At 48.1% G+C, this 16,980-nt stretch carries 26 protein-coding genes; 19 read left to right on the top strand and 7 right to left on the bottom strand.

Going from position 1 to position 16,980, the window contains the following annotated elements:
- Positions 1–161: 161 nt before the first annotated feature.
- Both RHP74_RS14470 and RHP74_RS14475 read right to left on the bottom strand, forming a co-directional pair.
- Positions 162–461 carry a hypothetical protein gene (locus tag RHP74_RS14470; RefSeq protein ID WP_311100115.1) on the bottom strand — a complete coding sequence of 100 codons (300 nt, stop codon included), beginning with the start codon at positions 459–461 and terminating at the stop codon, positions 162–164.
- A 115-nt stretch (positions 462–576) separates the two neighbouring features.
- Positions 577–906 (bottom strand): helix-turn-helix transcriptional regulator, encoded by a 330-nt coding sequence (locus RHP74_RS14475; protein WP_311100117.1) that lies wholly within the window; start codon positions 904–906, stop codon positions 577–579.
- Between the two features lie 159 nt (positions 907–1,065).
- Between RHP74_RS14475 and RHP74_RS14480 the strand changes: the two genes are divergently transcribed.
- The 9 genes from RHP74_RS14480 to RHP74_RS14520 all read left to right on the top strand — a co-directional run bounded on the left by RHP74_RS14480 (position 1,066) and on the right by RHP74_RS14520 (position 7,320).
- Positions 1,066–2,199, top strand: a complete 1,134-nt coding sequence (locus tag RHP74_RS14480; RefSeq protein WP_311100119.1) for a phage/plasmid replication protein — start codon at positions 1,066–1,068, stop codon at positions 2,197–2,199.
- Positions 2,196–2,429: a hypothetical protein gene (locus tag RHP74_RS14485; RefSeq protein WP_311100121.1), complete on the top strand. Its 234-nt coding sequence runs from the start codon at positions 2,196–2,198 to the stop codon at positions 2,427–2,429. Before RHP74_RS14480 ends, RHP74_RS14485 begins: the two co-directional genes overlap by 4 nt.
- Complete coding sequence (locus RHP74_RS14490) at positions 2,429–2,689, top strand: hypothetical protein (RefSeq protein ID WP_311100124.1); 261 nt, start codon at positions 2,429–2,431, stop codon at positions 2,687–2,689. Before RHP74_RS14485 ends, RHP74_RS14490 begins: the two co-directional genes overlap by 1 nt.
- 9 nt (positions 2,690–2,698) lie before the next feature.
- Positions 2,699–2,995 carry a propanediol utilization protein gene (locus RHP74_RS14495; RefSeq protein WP_311100126.1) on the top strand — a complete coding sequence of 99 codons (297 nt, stop codon included), beginning with the start codon at positions 2,699–2,701 and terminating at the stop codon, positions 2,993–2,995.
- 234 nt (positions 2,996–3,229) lie between these two features.
- On the top strand, positions 3,230–3,457 hold the full coding sequence (locus RHP74_RS14500) for a hypothetical protein (RefSeq protein ID WP_311100128.1): 228 nt from the start codon (positions 3,230–3,232) through the stop codon (positions 3,455–3,457).
- Positions 3,458–3,634: 177 nt separating this feature from the next.
- Complete coding sequence (locus RHP74_RS14505; RefSeq protein WP_311100129.1) at positions 3,635–4,684, top strand: hypothetical protein; 1,050 nt, start codon at positions 3,635–3,637, stop codon at positions 4,682–4,684.
- 9 nt (positions 4,685–4,693) lie between these two features.
- Positions 4,694–4,981 carry a DUF2523 family protein gene (locus RHP74_RS14510; RefSeq protein WP_311100131.1) on the top strand — a complete coding sequence of 96 codons (288 nt, stop codon included), beginning with the start codon at positions 4,694–4,696 and terminating at the stop codon, positions 4,979–4,981.
- 3 nt (positions 4,982–4,984) lie between these two features.
- Entirely contained in the window at positions 4,985–6,022 is a 1,038-nt protein-coding gene (locus RHP74_RS14515) for a zonular occludens toxin domain-containing protein (RefSeq protein WP_311100133.1), read from the top strand.
- A 53-nt stretch (positions 6,023–6,075) separates the two neighbouring features.
- Positions 6,076–7,320 (top strand): hypothetical protein, encoded by a 1,245-nt coding sequence (locus tag RHP74_RS14520; protein WP_311100135.1) that lies wholly within the window; start codon positions 6,076–6,078, stop codon positions 7,318–7,320.
- Here the strand turns inward: RHP74_RS14520 and RHP74_RS14525 are convergent.
- On the bottom strand, positions 7,292–7,558 hold the full coding sequence (locus RHP74_RS14525) for an XRE family transcriptional regulator (RefSeq protein ID WP_311100138.1): 267 nt from the start codon (positions 7,556–7,558) through the stop codon (positions 7,292–7,294). The genes RHP74_RS14520 and RHP74_RS14525 overlap by 29 nt on opposite strands.
- 138 nt (positions 7,559–7,696) lie before the next feature.
- Entirely contained in the window at positions 7,697–8,251 is a 555-nt protein-coding gene (locus RHP74_RS14530) for a hypothetical protein (RefSeq protein ID WP_311100141.1), read from the bottom strand.
- Between the two features lie 392 nt (positions 8,252–8,643).
- Between RHP74_RS14530 and RHP74_RS14535 the strand changes: the two genes are divergently transcribed.
- Positions 8,644–9,168 carry a hypothetical protein gene (locus tag RHP74_RS14535; RefSeq protein ID WP_311100113.1) on the top strand — a complete coding sequence of 175 codons (525 nt, stop codon included), beginning with the start codon at positions 8,644–8,646 and terminating at the stop codon, positions 9,166–9,168.
- A 398-nt stretch (positions 9,169–9,566) separates the two neighbouring features.
- On the opposite strand, the gene RHP74_RS14540 is transcribed toward RHP74_RS14535, so the two are convergent.
- Together RHP74_RS14540 and RHP74_RS14545 are read right to left on the bottom strand one after the other, a co-directional pair.
- Positions 9,567–9,866 (bottom strand): hypothetical protein, encoded by a 300-nt coding sequence (locus tag RHP74_RS14540; protein ID WP_311100115.1) that lies wholly within the window; start codon positions 9,864–9,866, stop codon positions 9,567–9,569.
- 115 nt (positions 9,867–9,981) lie between these two features.
- Positions 9,982–10,311, bottom strand: a complete 330-nt coding sequence (locus RHP74_RS14545) for a helix-turn-helix transcriptional regulator (protein ID WP_311100117.1) — start codon at positions 10,309–10,311, stop codon at positions 9,982–9,984.
- A 159-nt stretch (positions 10,312–10,470) separates the two neighbouring features.
- Between RHP74_RS14545 and RHP74_RS14550 the strand changes: the two genes are divergently transcribed.
- The 9 genes from RHP74_RS14550 (at position 10,471) to RHP74_RS14590 (ending at position 16,725) form a co-directional block, all read left to right on the top strand.
- Positions 10,471–11,604, top strand: coding sequence for a phage/plasmid replication protein (locus RHP74_RS14550; RefSeq protein WP_311100119.1), 1,134 nt, complete (start codon positions 10,471–10,473; stop codon positions 11,602–11,604).
- Entirely contained in the window at positions 11,601–11,834 is a 234-nt protein-coding gene (locus RHP74_RS14555; RefSeq protein WP_311100121.1) for a hypothetical protein, read from the top strand. The genes RHP74_RS14550 and RHP74_RS14555 overlap by 4 nt, the downstream gene beginning before the upstream one ends.
- On the top strand, positions 11,834–12,094 hold the full coding sequence (locus tag RHP74_RS14560) for a hypothetical protein (protein ID WP_311100124.1): 261 nt from the start codon (positions 11,834–11,836) through the stop codon (positions 12,092–12,094). The genes RHP74_RS14555 and RHP74_RS14560 overlap by 1 nt, the downstream gene beginning before the upstream one ends.
- Positions 12,095–12,103: 9 nt before the next feature.
- Positions 12,104–12,400, top strand: coding sequence for a propanediol utilization protein (locus tag RHP74_RS14565; protein WP_311100126.1), 297 nt, complete (start codon positions 12,104–12,106; stop codon positions 12,398–12,400).
- A 234-nt stretch (positions 12,401–12,634) separates the two neighbouring features.
- Positions 12,635–12,862 (top strand): hypothetical protein, encoded by a 228-nt coding sequence (locus RHP74_RS14570; RefSeq protein WP_311100128.1) that lies wholly within the window; start codon positions 12,635–12,637, stop codon positions 12,860–12,862.
- Between the two features lie 177 nt (positions 12,863–13,039).
- Positions 13,040–14,089, top strand: coding sequence for a hypothetical protein (locus RHP74_RS14575; RefSeq protein ID WP_311100129.1), 1,050 nt, complete (start codon positions 13,040–13,042; stop codon positions 14,087–14,089).
- A gap of 9 nt (positions 14,090–14,098) precedes the next feature.
- Positions 14,099–14,386, top strand: a complete 288-nt coding sequence (locus RHP74_RS14580) for a DUF2523 family protein (RefSeq protein ID WP_311100131.1) — start codon at positions 14,099–14,101, stop codon at positions 14,384–14,386.
- Between the two features lie 3 nt (positions 14,387–14,389).
- Positions 14,390–15,427: a zonular occludens toxin domain-containing protein gene (locus RHP74_RS14585; protein ID WP_311100133.1), complete on the top strand. Its 1,038-nt coding sequence runs from the start codon at positions 14,390–14,392 to the stop codon at positions 15,425–15,427.
- Between the two features lie 53 nt (positions 15,428–15,480).
- Positions 15,481–16,725: a hypothetical protein gene (locus RHP74_RS14590; RefSeq protein ID WP_311100135.1), complete on the top strand. Its 1,245-nt coding sequence runs from the start codon at positions 15,481–15,483 to the stop codon at positions 16,723–16,725.
- Here the strand turns inward: RHP74_RS14590 and RHP74_RS14595 are convergent.
- Positions 16,697–16,963 (bottom strand): XRE family transcriptional regulator, encoded by a 267-nt coding sequence (locus RHP74_RS14595; RefSeq protein WP_311100138.1) that lies wholly within the window; start codon positions 16,961–16,963, stop codon positions 16,697–16,699. The genes RHP74_RS14590 and RHP74_RS14595 overlap by 29 nt on opposite strands.
- Positions 16,964–16,980 lie beyond the last annotated feature (17 nt).

Consider the following 16,980-nt stretch of genomic DNA (forward strand, 5'->3'; position numbering starts at 1 on the left):
GCGATCTTCAAATCACCGAGGGTTTCTTCGCGTAAACAGCTCGTCTTATCACTGCCGTGTCACTTCGCGATCTGATTTACCCGAGTCTCTATCCCGGCTCTGTCGCGTAGCTTGCACGGTCCCGTGACGATCTGACGCCATCGCAGGTCAGGTCCCGGAGGTCAGTTCAGAGCTTTTTCTAATTGCCGGAGCAAAGCGTCTTCAACTGCTCCCAACAGAACAGCCTCCTTGACCTGGAGGCGTCCGTATTTTTCCCCGTCGACGACAGCGTAGTGACCTGGCTCTTGGCCTGGCCACCGCAGGGTGAGGGTGTTTTGATGTTTGGGTTCATCACCACCATCATGTTTGAAAACTATGGCACCAGAGCGCATATCGAGCACCGCACCATCAAGCAGCTTTGTATGGAACTGCGGCAGATCAGCGAGAAACTTAAGCAGCGGATGATTTGTCGTGGTTGGCATGGCGTTCTTGCTCCAGAAATGAACGGTGACTCAAGCGAAGCGGGTGGGGGTGCTGTTACACCCCCACTTTGGTATGGTTTTCCATACTTTCCAACCTTCACGCGACCTGCTTTTTCTATCTCAGGGCTTCTTGCTCGTATCCGAAAAGCACACCTTTCAAGGCGATTTTGGCCTGATTTCGGATATCTACTGGTAGAGCCTCAAATCGCCTAAGAATAGGCAGCATGTCTTGAGATACGACCATTTCCGAAGGCTCTAGCAGCAGTTCATCCGTGGTTGTTCCCAGTACCTGGGCAAGGTTTACCACCTTGTCAGCTGCTGGGATTCCGCGGCCCGCCTCGTAGGAGGTATAGCTCGACTTGCTAATCCCCGCAGCCTCCCAAACGGCTTGCTGGGTCAGGCCTTTGGCCTCCCGATACCGTCTCAGATTTGTTCCGATGGTCATGGCTCTGTTGCCTGCGTGGTTGCTCATGTCTTCCATCGTATTAACTGGTCATCCATACAGTACCTATATATCGGTACATTTCTGCTTGCATTTGAGTATTCGAGAGTCTCATAATCCTGCCACTTCTGTATCGGAATACAGATATTGACAGGATTTCACATGTTCATCGATTGGCTGACGATTTCGCAGGAGCACGACCATGACCTACCGGTCGTGTGCGGCATCTTCACCTTGACGATAGACGCGAACACCAATGAGGTTCTGAGCACCCGTCAGCCACGTTTCAAACACGAAGCCAGTTTTTCGACTTCGGTCACTGTTCACGTTCAGGGCCGGAAAGTCCGCGTTGAAGGAAATCCTAGCCGGGTAGGGCGGCTAGATAACCTGTTTGGCTTTATCTCTATCGAGCAATGCGTGTCGGTGTACAACGCGCTGTTGCGTGAGTACGGGCTTCCTGGGTTTACCCGCTGCACTCGCCTTGATATTCGTCAGGGTGAATCCGGTGCGAAGTCGGGCGACCGTATCGCTGATGGGGCAAAGATTGAACGGATTGACCTAACCACCAATATTTCGTTGGGGGAGGGCAACGTCCTTGCCTATCTGCGCGGTGTTTCTAGTCAGAGAATCGGGCACTCCATCGGCTTCTTGTACCCCAACGGGCGCACTGTTGCTTGGACGCCGAAAGGCAATGGCAAAGGCGGTCGTCTCCAGTATCGAAAGGCGTACGACAAAGCTTTTGAAATGGGTCAGAACTGCCTTCCAAAGATAAAACGTGTCTTTGGTGAACAATCAGATGAATACAAATATGTTCAGCGGGTTAAAAACTACTGCGCACAAGAAGGCGTGGTCCGCATGGAACAAGAGCTTAAAAGCGAATATTTACAGCGTGAAGCCCTGTGCTATTGGGGCCTATTTGATGAAAGGCGTCTGGCCGAACTCCACAGCGAGTTTCTTAAGATAGATGAAAAGTTAAAGGTGACAGCCATGGATATTGTGAGCATTGCTGAGCAGTTAGTTTCTGAGGGTGTTTGTGACACCTTACGTTCTGCTCGTACCACGGCTAGTTATGCTCTTGAGTGGATGTCTGGAACATCTAACATCGACTTTTCAAAGTCACAAGTTAAAGGCCATGCAGCCAAGCTCAATCGCATAGGCATCAACATTCGTAACGCCTGCGATACCAGCCGCTTTGCTCCTGTGTTCGTCCGTCAGTGTCGCGAGGTGACAAAAAGTACCTTGGCTATTCCAACGTGGTATCAACGTCCTAATCATCTCCAGCAGGTCGCTGCATGAGGACTGTAAAGTTCGATGCAACGGTGCTTAGTTCTGGCCAGCGTCGTCGTCTAGCTGAACAGCAGCAAGTGCGCAGCTCATTTACCAATCCCGTTCTTGCTCAACAGGTCGAACAAACGCTCAAGGCAGTCGAAGCCCGGAAAGAGCAGGGCGTCAAGCCAGAGCGTATCTGGACGCTTGAACGTCAAGAAACAGGAACAACCTCTGTTGCTGAATGGATGGGCTACTGATGGATCGGGTTTCTTATCAAAATCTACGTTTTGCTGTTGAGGCGGAGTTCATTAATGCACTTAACAATCCTCAATATGATGAATGCGCTGGGATTAATAGTCTTATGCGGCTGTTTCTATCTGCACTGGCTCAGCAAGAAGTAGCTCGTCAACGCTCTGCACGCAAATTTAAAACATTCAGGCGCAACCCTGAATCTATCGCGCCCAGTTGGGCATATCGTAAGCCCGGCACTGCTCCTGGCTTTCCAACACTGAGGTAAGGGCATTACATGTCTAATGTTATCGTAGTCGAAGTAACTGGTAATCACCGTAGCGGTACTGCCGCGAAGAGCGGAAAACCTTACTGCATGTTTGAAGCGTATGCTCACTTGCCCAATATTCCATATCCTCAAAAATGCACTTTTTACGCTGAAACTCCACAGCAGGTTCCTCAGCCGGGAAAGTATGAGTGTGATGTTATTGCACAGGTTCGTGATGATCGTCTTATTTTTGAAGTCGATCCTCGCCAAGGGCGTCGTGTCAGTTCCAGCGCTCCTATTTCTTCGGCAACTCAAAAGTCTGCGTAATGCCCGGCATTCTTTTCTGTCCATCTGAGATTTCTACCGATGGCGGTTTGCCGGTTTGTTCTACTTCTTGGGAGGCTTTGCCGTATACGCCTCCCTTTGATCCGTCTCAGCTTGATCCAACTACGTTGGCTCAAGCATTTGGGGCCGGATTCACACTAGTCGCGTTCTTTATGGTCGGGTCTATGGGTATCCGGGCGTTTCTTAATTTCATCAAGCAATCCTGAGGATTCAACCATGTTTAAAAAGACTGCCGCTGTAGCTGTATCTGCTGTTGCCCTGGCTGTTGTTACACCTTCGGTTTTCGCTGCTGACCCTGCCGGTGGCTGGGACTATACCGGCCTGACTTCGTCCATCGACTTCAGCACCATTTCCGTGGGTGTTCTTGCTGTTGCTGGCATCTTGGCTGGTGTTTATGCCGGTATCAAAGGTGCCAAGATCGTGTTGGGCTTCCTGCGCGGTTAAGTCACATCATCTGATTGACCTGGGTGTCTTCGGGCACCCTTTTTTTTACTTAAATATTCGCAACAGCGAAGATATTTCGCTATTTACCTGAGGTAGGCCAAATGGATCAGCTCTATTACTTCGCCATGTTCTGCATCGGTTGTGGTTGCTCGTTTGCCACCTTCACGGGATGGTGATATGAGAACCAAACTCTTATTTCTGTTAACCATGCTTTTGAGTGCTAACAGTAATGCAGCCTACTACTACAGCAAAGACGATGGGGCGACTCAATATCCTTCCGCTGAGGCAGCCTGCACCGTTATCCTTTCTACCTACACTGATGTTGGCCAGACTAATCTCTCATTCAATCACTGGGGCACTATCGATGATACTGGTGATCCCTCCGTATCCGGTTCTGGTTATTGCTACTACAACCGAACTAACAAATGGGATGAGATTACCGTTAGGCGTCACCCTAGTGTTGTTAAGCGATATGGCACTGCTGACCATGTGCCCAATGCTTGTGCAAATGCTGCCTCCGCCATAGTTAGCCGTGGCCCATATGGTTCAGTAGTTCAGAGTGATGGTAAGAATTATGTCGTTGCCCCTTCGCCTTCTTCTGTATGTTCTGATAATTGCCTTTATGAAAAGCCGGAATCAGCTAATACAAAAGATTGCTTTCTATTGGCAACTGATGCGCAGACCGGATTTTGCAATTATGGTTTTACTCTAGTTACTGATGACGCTGGTGATGGCAGCAGTTGTGCCGTTAACACGTCTGTTGCTTATGAGACGGGAACGAGCTTAAACGGTACTGGCTCTGGTACTGGTGATGATGAGTGTGACACCACTGTTCCTAACAACACCTGTGATGCCTCTGGTGATGGTAGTGGTGACGGTTCTGGCGATGGGAGCGGTGATGGTAGTAGCTCCAACGATGGGTTCAAAACCCCCGGAAAGCCTGACCTTGACCCTCGGGAAGGCGAGCGAAAGCCCCGGATCGAGTCCCAATATCTAGGCTTCAGCTCAACGTTTCAGGAGTCTCTTACCTACACGACAATCAAGAGCTCTTTTCAAAATATCGGTGATCCTGGTGCAGCGTGCCCAGTTGCAACTATTGATCTCTTTGGATCGAACATAACCTTTGATTCTCACTGCGTTATTTTCGAGTCTATTGCACCAACGTTGTCATTTGTATTCATGGCTGCATGGGCCTTGTTGGCCGTTTTTATTATTCTATCGGCGTAGGTAAACCAAATGCTTAGTGATTTTGCTGCTTGGCTCAGGGACGTATTTAGTGATGTCGCGCAGTTCTTTATTGATATGTTTCTCAGTTTGTTGGATTGGATCTGGGCTGCTTTTATTACCTTGATCGATACACTTCCAATTGCAAGCACTGCTGAGCAAGCGGCTGGATTGTTTTCAGCCATACCGGCATCAGTTTGGTATTTCATGAATGTATTCCAGATACCACTTGGGATTGTTAGTGTCTTAAGTGCGTATTTGATTCGTTTTCTTATTCGTCGCATTCCTTTTATTGGGTGACTTATGGCTATTCATGCTTATGTTGGCAAGCCGGGTCATGGTAAAAGTTATGGTGTCGTCGAGCATGTTGTAATCCCTTCGCTTAAACAAGATAGGCATGTGGTTACTAATATTCCCCTGTCAATAGATGACCTTCTGTCCACCTATGGTGGCAACATCACTCAGCTACCAGCGAACTGGTTTGAAGTTAACGATCTTTCGGAGATTATCCCTCCCGGTTCTGTTGCGATCATAGATGAATGCTGGAGACGATGGCCGGCAGGTCAGAATACAAACCACGCAAACTTTATTGATAAGTCCTTGCTCGCTGAACACCGTCACCGCGTTGACGATAAGAACAACTCAATGCGTGTTGTCCTGGTCACGCAAGATTTAGCACAGATTTCATCTTGGGTTCGCCTGTTGATCGAAACCACTTATCGAATCAGAAAGCTGAACAAGAAGGCTTTCAAAGTCGATATTTATAACGGTGCAGTCACTGGTGACTCTCCCTCCAAGTCCAAACTTGTCAGAACAACGGCAGGAACTTTCAAGCCTTCTGTTTATTCTTTTTATAAGTCTGCAACTCAATCTAATTCTGGAGCCGTAGGTGATGAATCGTCTGCTGATGGTCGCGCCAGTATTTTGCGATCTTTCGGCCTTTGGTCGACCATTGTCATTTTTGTTCTGTTCATTTGTTTGGGGATATATGGGGTGAAAAGCTTCTTTTCTACTGGCTCCCCTGGTGTGACTAAGCATGATTCCTCTGCCTCTGATGCCCAACTACCTAAAAAGCCCGCTGAGCCACCTATCTCAGCCGCTTGGCGCTTAGTTGGGTTTGTTCATCCATCAAGGCCAGATCCATCGTCTAAAGCGGTCTCTGAGGCCCTCGCTTTGATTGCTGACAATAACGGTAATACTCGATATATCTCATTTTCTCATTGCCGGTATTTTCCTGACTTTACGGAAGCTTATTGTGTTGTAGACGGCTTTAAGATTACAAATTGGTCGCTCAAAAAGCCTATCCCCATCGTAGGTGGATTAATTGGAGGTGGTGTTTAGCGTAGCGCAAACGACGCCGCCAATTAACCCACCAAGCATCGGGAACTAAAGCCATGACTAACTTTAAGACTATTCACCATTTTTTCTTAACCTTGGGTCTTTTTCTTTTTGCCTCTGTTTCTCAGGCAGAAGCTGTTACCCAGCCTCTTAACTTTGATTTTCAGAGCATTCAAGTGTCGTCGGCATTGCAGCTTCTTGCTGACTATCGTGGCTTGAATCTCGTACAAGACGAAAATATTCGTGGATCACTTTCCATGCGAATGAAAGACGTTACTTGGGATGAGGCAATTGAATATGTAACTTCCGCGAAAGGTTTGCTATATAGCGTAGAAGGTAATTTCTTGCGTGTAAGCTCGCTTCAGCGCCCTAGTGAATATTCAAAACAGTCTTATGGGGCATTCCAACAATCTCAAGACTCCATTTCATCTGCCGTTAATCCTTCTTTCAAAGTTACTATTTTCAAGGTTCATAACATTTTGTCGTCTGACGCTATAAAAGCGTTTCCTCTGGATCAAGGCGAGAGCCTCAATTTTGAAGATGGGTCTTCTGTTATTGTTGCCCGAATGGCTGACAGTAGACTTTCTGATTTTCGTACTTACCTTGCTGCTGTTGATTACTCCAGAAAACAGGTGATGATCGAAGCTCGTATTGTCGAAGTTGATCGTTCTTACTCCAAGAACCTCGGCGTCGAATGGGGTGGATCTGTTGGCAGCGGGGCCGGTACTGTCATTGGGTCTGTGCCACTGGGGCTTTCGGCGGCAGCTGTTGCTGGTTTTGGCATTGTCTCCAAGTCGGTCAACCTTGACGCAACACTTAGCGCGATGGAGCAACGTGGAAAGGGTCGTGTTATCTCCAGTCCTCGCGTGTACACCTCTGATCGACACCAAGCCAAGATCGTTAAGGGTTCTCAGGTTCCTTATCAGCAGGCTGCAGGGGAGGGGTCGACATCGATTTCTTTTAAGGAGGCTGCGTTATCTTTGGATGTCACTCCATTTGTTAACGAGAAGGGTGTGTTGCTCGATATCATCCTTTCTAAGGATGAACCAGATTATTCCAATGCGATGAATGGTGTTCCACCAATCAACACCACGTCGCTTACTTCCCGGGTTTTTTCTGGATTCGGGCAGACTGTGGCCCTTGGCGGTGTCTATTCGGACGTGGATACCACAGTGATTAAAAGTGTTCCGTTCTTCGGTAAAATTCCCGGCTTCAAGTGGTTATTTACCAGCAGCTCGACTGTCTCAAATAGTACAGAGCTTGTGCTTTTTCTCACGCCGGTCTTGGTCGAGAAGCGATGATTTTGTCCAGGTACTGGATCAAAACGTCTTCTTCGATATCTTCAAACCTTCCGAGCAGTAAGTGTTTCAGCTGGTCATTATTCAGCTGAATTACCTTGGCAGCTTGAGCCAGGTCGTTTTCCGATTTGCCAATCAAGGCGTGTAGTTGCGACACAATTTGAGCCTTGCGTAGCATTGATACTGGGTTTTCAAAGCCCAGATCCGCGTACACATTGGTGGAGCCGGGTTCTGATTCCATGATGGTTCCTTTCAAGACTGGCCGTTTATTGGTCTAGTTTCGCGCCCGCGAAACCCGAGCCAATATAACTAAACTAAACAGTCATTTAGCATAGTTATATTATTTGGCTATTAAAGTGGAGTAGGGTAGACCTAAACCTTAATAGGATTTTCCGGCTTTTAAGAGAGCCTGGAAGGCTTCCTCAGTGGCTTGTTCCGCCTCTTTGATTTGGTTGAGAACCGCCATAAGGTGCTGGGAAATTTCTTCTTCTAACGCCGAGTCTGGTAGATCAGCTAGGAGGCTCGACATCTTTTTTAGACGGTTCACTTGTGAGAATGCATTCGCAAGCCTGTTGTTGACTGTCTCGCTGAAGATGTCAGCTTTATCTAAGAATTGAGATGGTAGATCGATGGTGATTTTCGATGCTTGAGCAGCCAAATCTTTTCGGGCGTTTTCATCATTTAGCACGTCCAGTAAGTATGTTTGGTCGCTATCAGAAGGCACCACATAGCATCTGAATTTTGCGATTTCTATCTGGGTAGCTCCAACGGGTGTTGTCATGATCTGAGCTAGGAGCTTCGCGCTTGCGGCCCGTTCACGTTTTCTTTGAGCCTTGTCGAAGCTCCAGATAATAAGTGCGATGATTGCAGCAGCAGCCGTTGCGACAGCAGCTACAGCGTCCCAGTCGATTTTCCATTCTGTACAAAGCCACATGCAATTTCTCCGTCAATTGGTGAGGCAACGTTTGTCGGGCGGCATTCAAGCACGCAGTGATCAGCATCGCCAAGCTGAAAGCAGGAGGCGCCGTCAGGCTTCAAATCTGACCACCAGAGCCCCCCAGCTCCGTATAGGACGGTTCGCATAATATCGATGACGTTATGGTAGCTATGCCGTCAGAATCGACGAATTTAGCGTCGGGATAATAGCGAAGCCCCGACGCTGAATTTAGCCATAACGTCCATTATGCGAGGCATTTACGTACCTATTTATTGTTTTTTAACGATATATAAACAATAAAAGGTACGTTTTTATGCTGGCATAAAGGTACCATTGTCGTAACCTGGTGAAATCACCAAGGCTGCATTTTGGTACCTTTTGGAGGTTGCATGCTTATCAAATTTCAATCTGACAATGATGACTTTCATGATCGGCTGTTGGCCGCTACTGGCCTAGGCACTGTTACTGGGGCTTATCGATCTGCTGCCGTTCAGTTCCCCGGTCTTCAACTGCAGGTTAGGCATTTAGAGGCTCAGCTTAATGAGGCGAAGCGTGAGAATGCTGTCCTTAGGCAGACACTCTATGATGCGCGGGATGCTGCCATTGCGCTGTCTGAAAGAGCTTTGCAGCCTGGTCTTGACTCGTTGGCAGAACGTTATCTTCAATCCGATTACGTTCTCAAGTCTTGGAGCACGAGCTTGTCCCCTCACTTTTTGATTAATCATGTAAGCACCCCGGTTGATGAAGCAGGGCGCGTTTACCAGGTCTTTGAGTTTTCAAATGAAGGTTTTCTCAAGGCATCTTGGAAACCTGATGGCAGCGATATGCAGGTTATCGAGCTTTCAAACCTCTCCCTTTCCTTTATCCCAGGAAAGGAGGAAGGCACGTTCTCTCTCGAGTTTTTTCCGGCATAGACCTCATTACTCACGTAAACAAGTATTTCCGTGAGTAATGACCATGTGAACCTGGTCTGAAAGCCCCAGTTTCGCGTCCGCGAAATTCATCGAAAGCTTGTCTCGCTACGGATATTAGCCTTACCTCGACCTGCCCGCAGGGCATTAGGCGCTTCGCAAATCTGCAGCCAGGCTAATCAACATCCGCGCCGATACCCGGCAAAGCCGGCCAATTTCACGCCCAACAAAAAACCCCCGGCGATCTTCAAATCACCGAGGGTTTCTTCGCGTAAACAGCTCGTCTTATCACTGCCGTGTCACTTCGCGATCTGATTTACCCGAGTCTCTATCCCGGCTCTGTCGCGTAGCTTGCACGGTCCCGTGACGATCTGACGCCATCGCAGGTCAGGTCCCGGAGGTCAGTTCAGAGCTTTTTCTAATTGCCGGAGCAAAGCGTCTTCAACTGCTCCCAACAGAACAGCCTCCTTGACCTGGAGGCGTCCGTATTTTTCCCCGTCGACGACAGCGTAGTGACCTGGCTCTTGGCCTGGCCACCGCAGGGTGAGGGTGTTTTGATGTTTGGGTTCATCACCACCATCATGTTTGAAAACTATGGCACCAGAGCGCATATCGAGCACCGCACCATCAAGCAGCTTTGTATGGAACTGCGGCAGATCAGCGAGAAACTTAAGCAGCGGATGATTTGTCGTGGTTGGCATGGCGTTCTTGCTCCAGAAATGAACGGTGACTCAAGCGAAGCGGGTGGGGGTGCTGTTACACCCCCACTTTGGTATGGTTTTCCATACTTTCCAACCTTCACGCGACCTGCTTTTTCTATCTCAGGGCTTCTTGCTCGTATCCGAAAAGCACACCTTTCAAGGCGATTTTGGCCTGATTTCGGATATCTACTGGTAGAGCCTCAAATCGCCTAAGAATAGGCAGCATGTCTTGAGATACGACCATTTCCGAAGGCTCTAGCAGCAGTTCATCCGTGGTTGTTCCCAGTACCTGGGCAAGGTTTACCACCTTGTCAGCTGCTGGGATTCCGCGGCCCGCCTCGTAGGAGGTATAGCTCGACTTGCTAATCCCCGCAGCCTCCCAAACGGCTTGCTGGGTCAGGCCTTTGGCCTCCCGATACCGTCTCAGATTTGTTCCGATGGTCATGGCTCTGTTGCCTGCGTGGTTGCTCATGTCTTCCATCGTATTAACTGGTCATCCATACAGTACCTATATATCGGTACATTTCTGCTTGCATTTGAGTATTCGAGAGTCTCATAATCCTGCCACTTCTGTATCGGAATACAGATATTGACAGGATTTCACATGTTCATCGATTGGCTGACGATTTCGCAGGAGCACGACCATGACCTACCGGTCGTGTGCGGCATCTTCACCTTGACGATAGACGCGAACACCAATGAGGTTCTGAGCACCCGTCAGCCACGTTTCAAACACGAAGCCAGTTTTTCGACTTCGGTCACTGTTCACGTTCAGGGCCGGAAAGTCCGCGTTGAAGGAAATCCTAGCCGGGTAGGGCGGCTAGATAACCTGTTTGGCTTTATCTCTATCGAGCAATGCGTGTCGGTGTACAACGCGCTGTTGCGTGAGTACGGGCTTCCTGGGTTTACCCGCTGCACTCGCCTTGATATTCGTCAGGGTGAATCCGGTGCGAAGTCGGGCGACCGTATCGCTGATGGGGCAAAGATTGAACGGATTGACCTAACCACCAATATTTCGTTGGGGGAGGGCAACGTCCTTGCCTATCTGCGCGGTGTTTCTAGTCAGAGAATCGGGCACTCCATCGGCTTCTTGTACCCCAACGGGCGCACTGTTGCTTGGACGCCGAAAGGCAATGGCAAAGGCGGTCGTCTCCAGTATCGAAAGGCGTACGACAAAGCTTTTGAAATGGGTCAGAACTGCCTTCCAAAGATAAAACGTGTCTTTGGTGAACAATCAGATGAATACAAATATGTTCAGCGGGTTAAAAACTACTGCGCACAAGAAGGCGTGGTCCGCATGGAACAAGAGCTTAAAAGCGAATATTTACAGCGTGAAGCCCTGTGCTATTGGGGCCTATTTGATGAAAGGCGTCTGGCCGAACTCCACAGCGAGTTTCTTAAGATAGATGAAAAGTTAAAGGTGACAGCCATGGATATTGTGAGCATTGCTGAGCAGTTAGTTTCTGAGGGTGTTTGTGACACCTTACGTTCTGCTCGTACCACGGCTAGTTATGCTCTTGAGTGGATGTCTGGAACATCTAACATCGACTTTTCAAAGTCACAAGTTAAAGGCCATGCAGCCAAGCTCAATCGCATAGGCATCAACATTCGTAACGCCTGCGATACCAGCCGCTTTGCTCCTGTGTTCGTCCGTCAGTGTCGCGAGGTGACAAAAAGTACCTTGGCTATTCCAACGTGGTATCAACGTCCTAATCATCTCCAGCAGGTCGCTGCATGAGGACTGTAAAGTTCGATGCAACGGTGCTTAGTTCTGGCCAGCGTCGTCGTCTAGCTGAACAGCAGCAAGTGCGCAGCTCATTTACCAATCCCGTTCTTGCTCAACAGGTCGAACAAACGCTCAAGGCAGTCGAAGCCCGGAAAGAGCAGGGCGTCAAGCCAGAGCGTATCTGGACGCTTGAACGTCAAGAAACAGGAACAACCTCTGTTGCTGAATGGATGGGCTACTGATGGATCGGGTTTCTTATCAAAATCTACGTTTTGCTGTTGAGGCGGAGTTCATTAATGCACTTAACAATCCTCAATATGATGAATGCGCTGGGATTAATAGTCTTATGCGGCTGTTTCTATCTGCACTGGCTCAGCAAGAAGTAGCTCGTCAACGCTCTGCACGCAAATTTAAAACATTCAGGCGCAACCCTGAATCTATCGCGCCCAGTTGGGCATATCGTAAGCCCGGCACTGCTCCTGGCTTTCCAACACTGAGGTAAGGGCATTACATGTCTAATGTTATCGTAGTCGAAGTAACTGGTAATCACCGTAGCGGTACTGCCGCGAAGAGCGGAAAACCTTACTGCATGTTTGAAGCGTATGCTCACTTGCCCAATATTCCATATCCTCAAAAATGCACTTTTTACGCTGAAACTCCACAGCAGGTTCCTCAGCCGGGAAAGTATGAGTGTGATGTTATTGCACAGGTTCGTGATGATCGTCTTATTTTTGAAGTCGATCCTCGCCAAGGGCGTCGTGTCAGTTCCAGCGCTCCTATTTCTTCGGCAACTCAAAAGTCTGCGTAATGCCCGGCATTCTTTTCTGTCCATCTGAGATTTCTACCGATGGCGGTTTGCCGGTTTGTTCTACTTCTTGGGAGGCTTTGCCGTATACGCCTCCCTTTGATCCGTCTCAGCTTGATCCAACTACGTTGGCTCAAGCATTTGGGGCCGGATTCACACTAGTCGCGTTCTTTATGGTCGGGTCTATGGGTATCCGGGCGTTTCTTAATTTCATCAAGCAATCCTGAGGATTCAACCATGTTTAAAAAGACTGCCGCTGTAGCTGTATCTGCTGTTGCCCTGGCTGTTGTTACACCTTCGGTTTTCGCTGCTGACCCTGCCGGTGGCTGGGACTATACCGGCCTGACTTCGTCCATCGACTTCAGCACCATTTCCGTGGGTGTTCTTGCTGTTGCTGGCATCTTGGCTGGTGTTTATGCCGGTATCAAAGGTGCCAAGATCGTGTTGGGCTTCCTGCGCGGTTAAGTCACATCATCTGATTGACCTGGGTGTCTTCGGGCACCCTTTTTTTTACTTAAATATTCGCAACAGCGAAGATATTTCGCTATTTACCTGAGGTAGGCCAAATGGATCAGCTCTATTACTTCGCCATGTTCTGCATCGGTTGTGGTTGCTCGTTTGCCACCTTCACGGGATGGTGATATGAGAACCAAACTCTTATTTCTGTTAACCATGCTTTTGAGTGCTAACAGTAATGCAGCCTACTACTACAGCAAAGACGATGGGGCGACTCAATATCCTTCCGCTGAGGCAGCCTGCACCGTTATCCTTTCTACCTACACTGATGTTGGCCAGACTAATCTCTCATTCAATCACTGGGGCACTATCGATGATACTGGTGATCCCTCCGTATCCGGTTCTGGTTATTGCTACTACAACCGAACTAACAAATGGGATGAGATTACCGTTAGGCGTCACCCTAGTGTTGTTAAGCGATATGGCACTGCTGACCATGTGCCCAATGCTTGTGCAAATGCTGCCTCCGCCATAGTTAGCCGTGGCCCATATGGTTCAGTAGTTCAGAGTGATGGTAAGAATTATGTCGTTGCCCCTTCGCCTTCTTCTGTATGTTCTGATAATTGCCTTTATGAAAAGCCGGAATCAGCTAATACAAAAGATTGCTTTCTATTGGCAACTGATGCGCAGACCGGATTTTGCAATTATGGTTTTACTCTAGTTACTGATGACGCTGGTGATGGCAGCAGTTGTGCCGTTAACACGTCTGTTGCTTATGAGACGGGAACGAGCTTAAACGGTACTGGCTCTGGTACTGGTGATGATGAGTGTGACACCACTGTTCCTAACAACACCTGTGATGCCTCTGGTGATGGTAGTGGTGACGGTTCTGGCGATGGGAGCGGTGATGGTAGTAGCTCCAACGATGGGTTCAAAACCCCCGGAAAGCCTGACCTTGACCCTCGGGAAGGCGAGCGAAAGCCCCGGATCGAGTCCCAATATCTAGGCTTCAGCTCAACGTTTCAGGAGTCTCTTACCTACACGACAATCAAGAGCTCTTTTCAAAATATCGGTGATCCTGGTGCAGCGTGCCCAGTTGCAACTATTGATCTCTTTGGATCGAACATAACCTTTGATTCTCACTGCGTTATTTTCGAGTCTATTGCACCAACGTTGTCATTTGTATTCATGGCTGCATGGGCCTTGTTGGCCGTTTTTATTATTCTATCGGCGTAGGTAAACCAAATGCTTAGTGATTTTGCTGCTTGGCTCAGGGACGTATTTAGTGATGTCGCGCAGTTCTTTATTGATATGTTTCTCAGTTTGTTGGATTGGATCTGGGCTGCTTTTATTACCTTGATCGATACACTTCCAATTGCAAGCACTGCTGAGCAAGCGGCTGGATTGTTTTCAGCCATACCGGCATCAGTTTGGTATTTCATGAATGTATTCCAGATACCACTTGGGATTGTTAGTGTCTTAAGTGCGTATTTGATTCGTTTTCTTATTCGTCGCATTCCTTTTATTGGGTGACTTATGGCTATTCATGCTTATGTTGGCAAGCCGGGTCATGGTAAAAGTTATGGTGTCGTCGAGCATGTTGTAATCCCTTCGCTTAAACAAGATAGGCATGTGGTTACTAATATTCCCCTGTCAATAGATGACCTTCTGTCCACCTATGGTGGCAACATCACTCAGCTACCAGCGAACTGGTTTGAAGTTAACGATCTTTCGGAGATTATCCCTCCCGGTTCTGTTGCGATCATAGATGAATGCTGGAGACGATGGCCGGCAGGTCAGAATACAAACCACGCAAACTTTATTGATAAGTCCTTGCTCGCTGAACACCGTCACCGCGTTGACGATAAGAACAACTCAATGCGTGTTGTCCTGGTCACGCAAGATTTAGCACAGATTTCATCTTGGGTTCGCCTGTTGATCGAAACCACTTATCGAATCAGAAAGCTGAACAAGAAGGCTTTCAAAGTCGATATTTATAACGGTGCAGTCACTGGTGACTCTCCCTCCAAGTCCAAACTTGTCAGAACAACGGCAGGAACTTTCAAGCCTTCTGTTTATTCTTTTTATAAGTCTGCAACTCAATCTAATTCTGGAGCCGTAGGTGATGAATCGTCTGCTGATGGTCGCGCCAGTATTTTGCGATCTTTCGGCCTTTGGTCGACCATTGTCATTTTTGTTCTGTTCATTTGTTTGGGGATATATGGGGTGAAAAGCTTCTTTTCTACTGGCTCCCCTGGTGTGACTAAGCATGATTCCTCTGCCTCTGATGCCCAACTACCTAAAAAGCCCGCTGAGCCACCTATCTCAGCCGCTTGGCGCTTAGTTGGGTTTGTTCATCCATCAAGGCCAGATCCATCGTCTAAAGCGGTCTCTGAGGCCCTCGCTTTGATTGCTGACAATAACGGTAATACTCGATATATCTCATTTTCTCATTGCCGGTATTTTCCTGACTTTACGGAAGCTTATTGTGTTGTAGACGGCTTTAAGATTACAAATTGGTCGCTCAAAAAGCCTATCCCCATCGTAGGTGGATTAATTGGAGGTGGTGTTTAGCGTAGCGCAAACGACGCCGCCAATTAACCCACCAAGCATCGGGAACTAAAGCCATGACTAACTTTAAGACTATTCACCATTTTTTCTTAACCTTGGGTCTTTTTCTTTTTGCCTCTGTTTCTCAGGCAGAAGCTGTTACCCAGCCTCTTAACTTTGATTTTCAGAGCATTCAAGTGTCGTCGGCATTGCAGCTTCTTGCTGACTATCGTGGCTTGAATCTCGTACAAGACGAAAATATTCGTGGATCACTTTCCATGCGAATGAAAGACGTTACTTGGGATGAGGCAATTGAATATGTAACTTCCGCGAAAGGTTTGCTATATAGCGTAGAAGGTAATTTCTTGCGTGTAAGCTCGCTTCAGCGCCCTAGTGAATATTCAAAACAGTCTTATGGGGCATTCCAACAATCTCAAGACTCCATTTCATCTGCCGTTAATCCTTCTTTCAAAGTTACTATTTTCAAGGTTCATAACATTTTGTCGTCTGACGCTATAAAAGCGTTTCCTCTGGATCAAGGCGAGAGCCTCAATTTTGAAGATGGGTCTTCTGTTATTGTTGCCCGAATGGCTGACAGTAGACTTTCTGATTTTCGTACTTACCTTGCTGCTGTTGATTACTCCAGAAAACAGGTGATGATCGAAGCTCGTATTGTCGAAGTTGATCGTTCTTACTCCAAGAACCTCGGCGTCGAATGGGGTGGATCTGTTGGCAGCGGGGCCGGTACTGTCATTGGGTCTGTGCCACTGGGGCTTTCGGCGGCAGCTGTTGCTGGTTTTGGCATTGTCTCCAAGTCGGTCAACCTTGACGCAACACTTAGCGCGATGGAGCAACGTGGAAAGGGTCGTGTTATCTCCAGTCCTCGCGTGTACACCTCTGATCGACACCAAGCCAAGATCGTTAAGGGTTCTCAGGTTCCTTATCAGCAGGCTGCAGGGGAGGGGTCGACATCGATTTCTTTTAAGGAGGCTGCGTTATCTTTGGATGTCACTCCATTTGTTAACGAGAAGGGTGTGTTGCTCGATATCATCCTTTCTAAGGATGAACCAGATTATTCCAATGCGATGAATGGTGTTCCACCAATCAACACCACGTCGCTTACTTCCCGGGTTTTTTCTGGATTCGGGCAGACTGTGGCCCTTGGCGGTGTCTATTCGGACGTGGATACCACAGTGATTAAAAGTGTTCCGTTCTTCGGTAAAATTCCCGGCTTCAAGTGGTTATTTACCAGCAGCTCGACTGTCTCAAATAGTACAGAGCTTGTGCTTTTTCTCACGCCGGTCTTGGTCGAGAAGCGATGATTTTGTCCAGGTACTGGATCAAAACGTCTTCTTCGATATCTTCAAACCTTCCGAGCAGTAAGTGTTTCAGCTGGTCATTATTCAGCTGAATTACCTTGGCAGCTTGAGCCAGGTCGTTTTCCGATTTGCCAATCAAGGCGTGTAGTTGCGACACAATTTGAGCCTTGCGTAGCATTGATACTGGGTTTTCAAAGCCCAGATCCGCGTACACATTGGTGGAGCCGGGTTCTGATTCCATGATGGTTCCTTTCAAGA

This window comes from Pseudomonas sp. SG20052, from assembly GCF_031766055.1.
Classification (GTDB): Bacteria; Pseudomonadota; Gammaproteobacteria; order Pseudomonadales; family Pseudomonadaceae; genus Aquipseudomonas; species Aquipseudomonas mandelii.

Bases quoted from the DNA above. Each gene is read 5' to 3' on its own strand.
- RHP74_RS14595 (WP_311100138.1), bottom strand. From the start codon at position 16,963: ATGGAATCAGAACCCGGCTCCACCAATGTGTACGCGGATCTGGGCTTT.
- RHP74_RS14490 (WP_311100124.1), top strand. From the start codon at position 2,429: ATGGATCGGGTTTCTTATCAAAATCTACGTTTTGCTGTTGAGGCGGAG.
- RHP74_RS14560 (WP_311100124.1), top strand. From the start codon at position 11,834: ATGGATCGGGTTTCTTATCAAAATCTACGTTTTGCTGTTGAGGCGGAG.
- RHP74_RS14570 (WP_311100128.1), top strand. From the start codon at position 12,635: ATGTTTAAAAAGACTGCCGCTGTAGCTGTATCTGCTGTTGCCCTGGCT.
- RHP74_RS14555 (WP_311100121.1), top strand. From the start codon at position 11,601: ATGAGGACTGTAAAGTTCGATGCAACGGTGCTTAGTTCTGGCCAGCGT.
- RHP74_RS14590 (WP_311100135.1), top strand. From the start codon at position 15,481: ATGACTAACTTTAAGACTATTCACCATTTTTTCTTAACCTTGGGTCTT.
- RHP74_RS14575 (WP_311100129.1), top strand. From the start codon at position 13,040: ATGAGAACCAAACTCTTATTTCTGTTAACCATGCTTTTGAGTGCTAAC.
- RHP74_RS14535 (WP_311100113.1), top strand. From the start codon at position 8,644: ATGCTTATCAAATTTCAATCTGACAATGATGACTTTCATGATCGGCTG.
- RHP74_RS14580 (WP_311100131.1), top strand. From the start codon at position 14,099: ATGCTTAGTGATTTTGCTGCTTGGCTCAGGGACGTATTTAGTGATGTC.
- RHP74_RS14480 (WP_311100119.1), top strand. From the start codon at position 1,066: ATGTTCATCGATTGGCTGACGATTTCGCAGGAGCACGACCATGACCTA.
- RHP74_RS14485 (WP_311100121.1), top strand. From the start codon at position 2,196: ATGAGGACTGTAAAGTTCGATGCAACGGTGCTTAGTTCTGGCCAGCGT.
- RHP74_RS14495 (WP_311100126.1), top strand. From the start codon at position 2,699: ATGTCTAATGTTATCGTAGTCGAAGTAACTGGTAATCACCGTAGCGGT.
- RHP74_RS14505 (WP_311100129.1), top strand. From the start codon at position 3,635: ATGAGAACCAAACTCTTATTTCTGTTAACCATGCTTTTGAGTGCTAAC.
- RHP74_RS14530 (WP_311100141.1), bottom strand. From the start codon at position 8,251: ATGTGGCTTTGTACAGAATGGAAAATCGACTGGGACGCTGTAGCTGCT.
- RHP74_RS14545 (WP_311100117.1), bottom strand. From the start codon at position 10,311: ATGACCATCGGAACAAATCTGAGACGGTATCGGGAGGCCAAAGGCCTG.
- RHP74_RS14550 (WP_311100119.1), top strand. From the start codon at position 10,471: ATGTTCATCGATTGGCTGACGATTTCGCAGGAGCACGACCATGACCTA.
- RHP74_RS14540 (WP_311100115.1), bottom strand. From the start codon at position 9,866: ATGCCAACCACGACAAATCATCCGCTGCTTAAGTTTCTCGCTGATCTG.
- RHP74_RS14475 (WP_311100117.1), bottom strand. From the start codon at position 906: ATGACCATCGGAACAAATCTGAGACGGTATCGGGAGGCCAAAGGCCTG.
- RHP74_RS14565 (WP_311100126.1), top strand. From the start codon at position 12,104: ATGTCTAATGTTATCGTAGTCGAAGTAACTGGTAATCACCGTAGCGGT.
- RHP74_RS14500 (WP_311100128.1), top strand. From the start codon at position 3,230: ATGTTTAAAAAGACTGCCGCTGTAGCTGTATCTGCTGTTGCCCTGGCT.
- RHP74_RS14525 (WP_311100138.1), bottom strand. From the start codon at position 7,558: ATGGAATCAGAACCCGGCTCCACCAATGTGTACGCGGATCTGGGCTTT.
- RHP74_RS14470 (WP_311100115.1), bottom strand. From the start codon at position 461: ATGCCAACCACGACAAATCATCCGCTGCTTAAGTTTCTCGCTGATCTG.
- RHP74_RS14520 (WP_311100135.1), top strand. From the start codon at position 6,076: ATGACTAACTTTAAGACTATTCACCATTTTTTCTTAACCTTGGGTCTT.
- RHP74_RS14515 (WP_311100133.1), top strand. From the start codon at position 4,985: ATGGCTATTCATGCTTATGTTGGCAAGCCGGGTCATGGTAAAAGTTAT.
- RHP74_RS14585 (WP_311100133.1), top strand. From the start codon at position 14,390: ATGGCTATTCATGCTTATGTTGGCAAGCCGGGTCATGGTAAAAGTTAT.
- RHP74_RS14510 (WP_311100131.1), top strand. From the start codon at position 4,694: ATGCTTAGTGATTTTGCTGCTTGGCTCAGGGACGTATTTAGTGATGTC.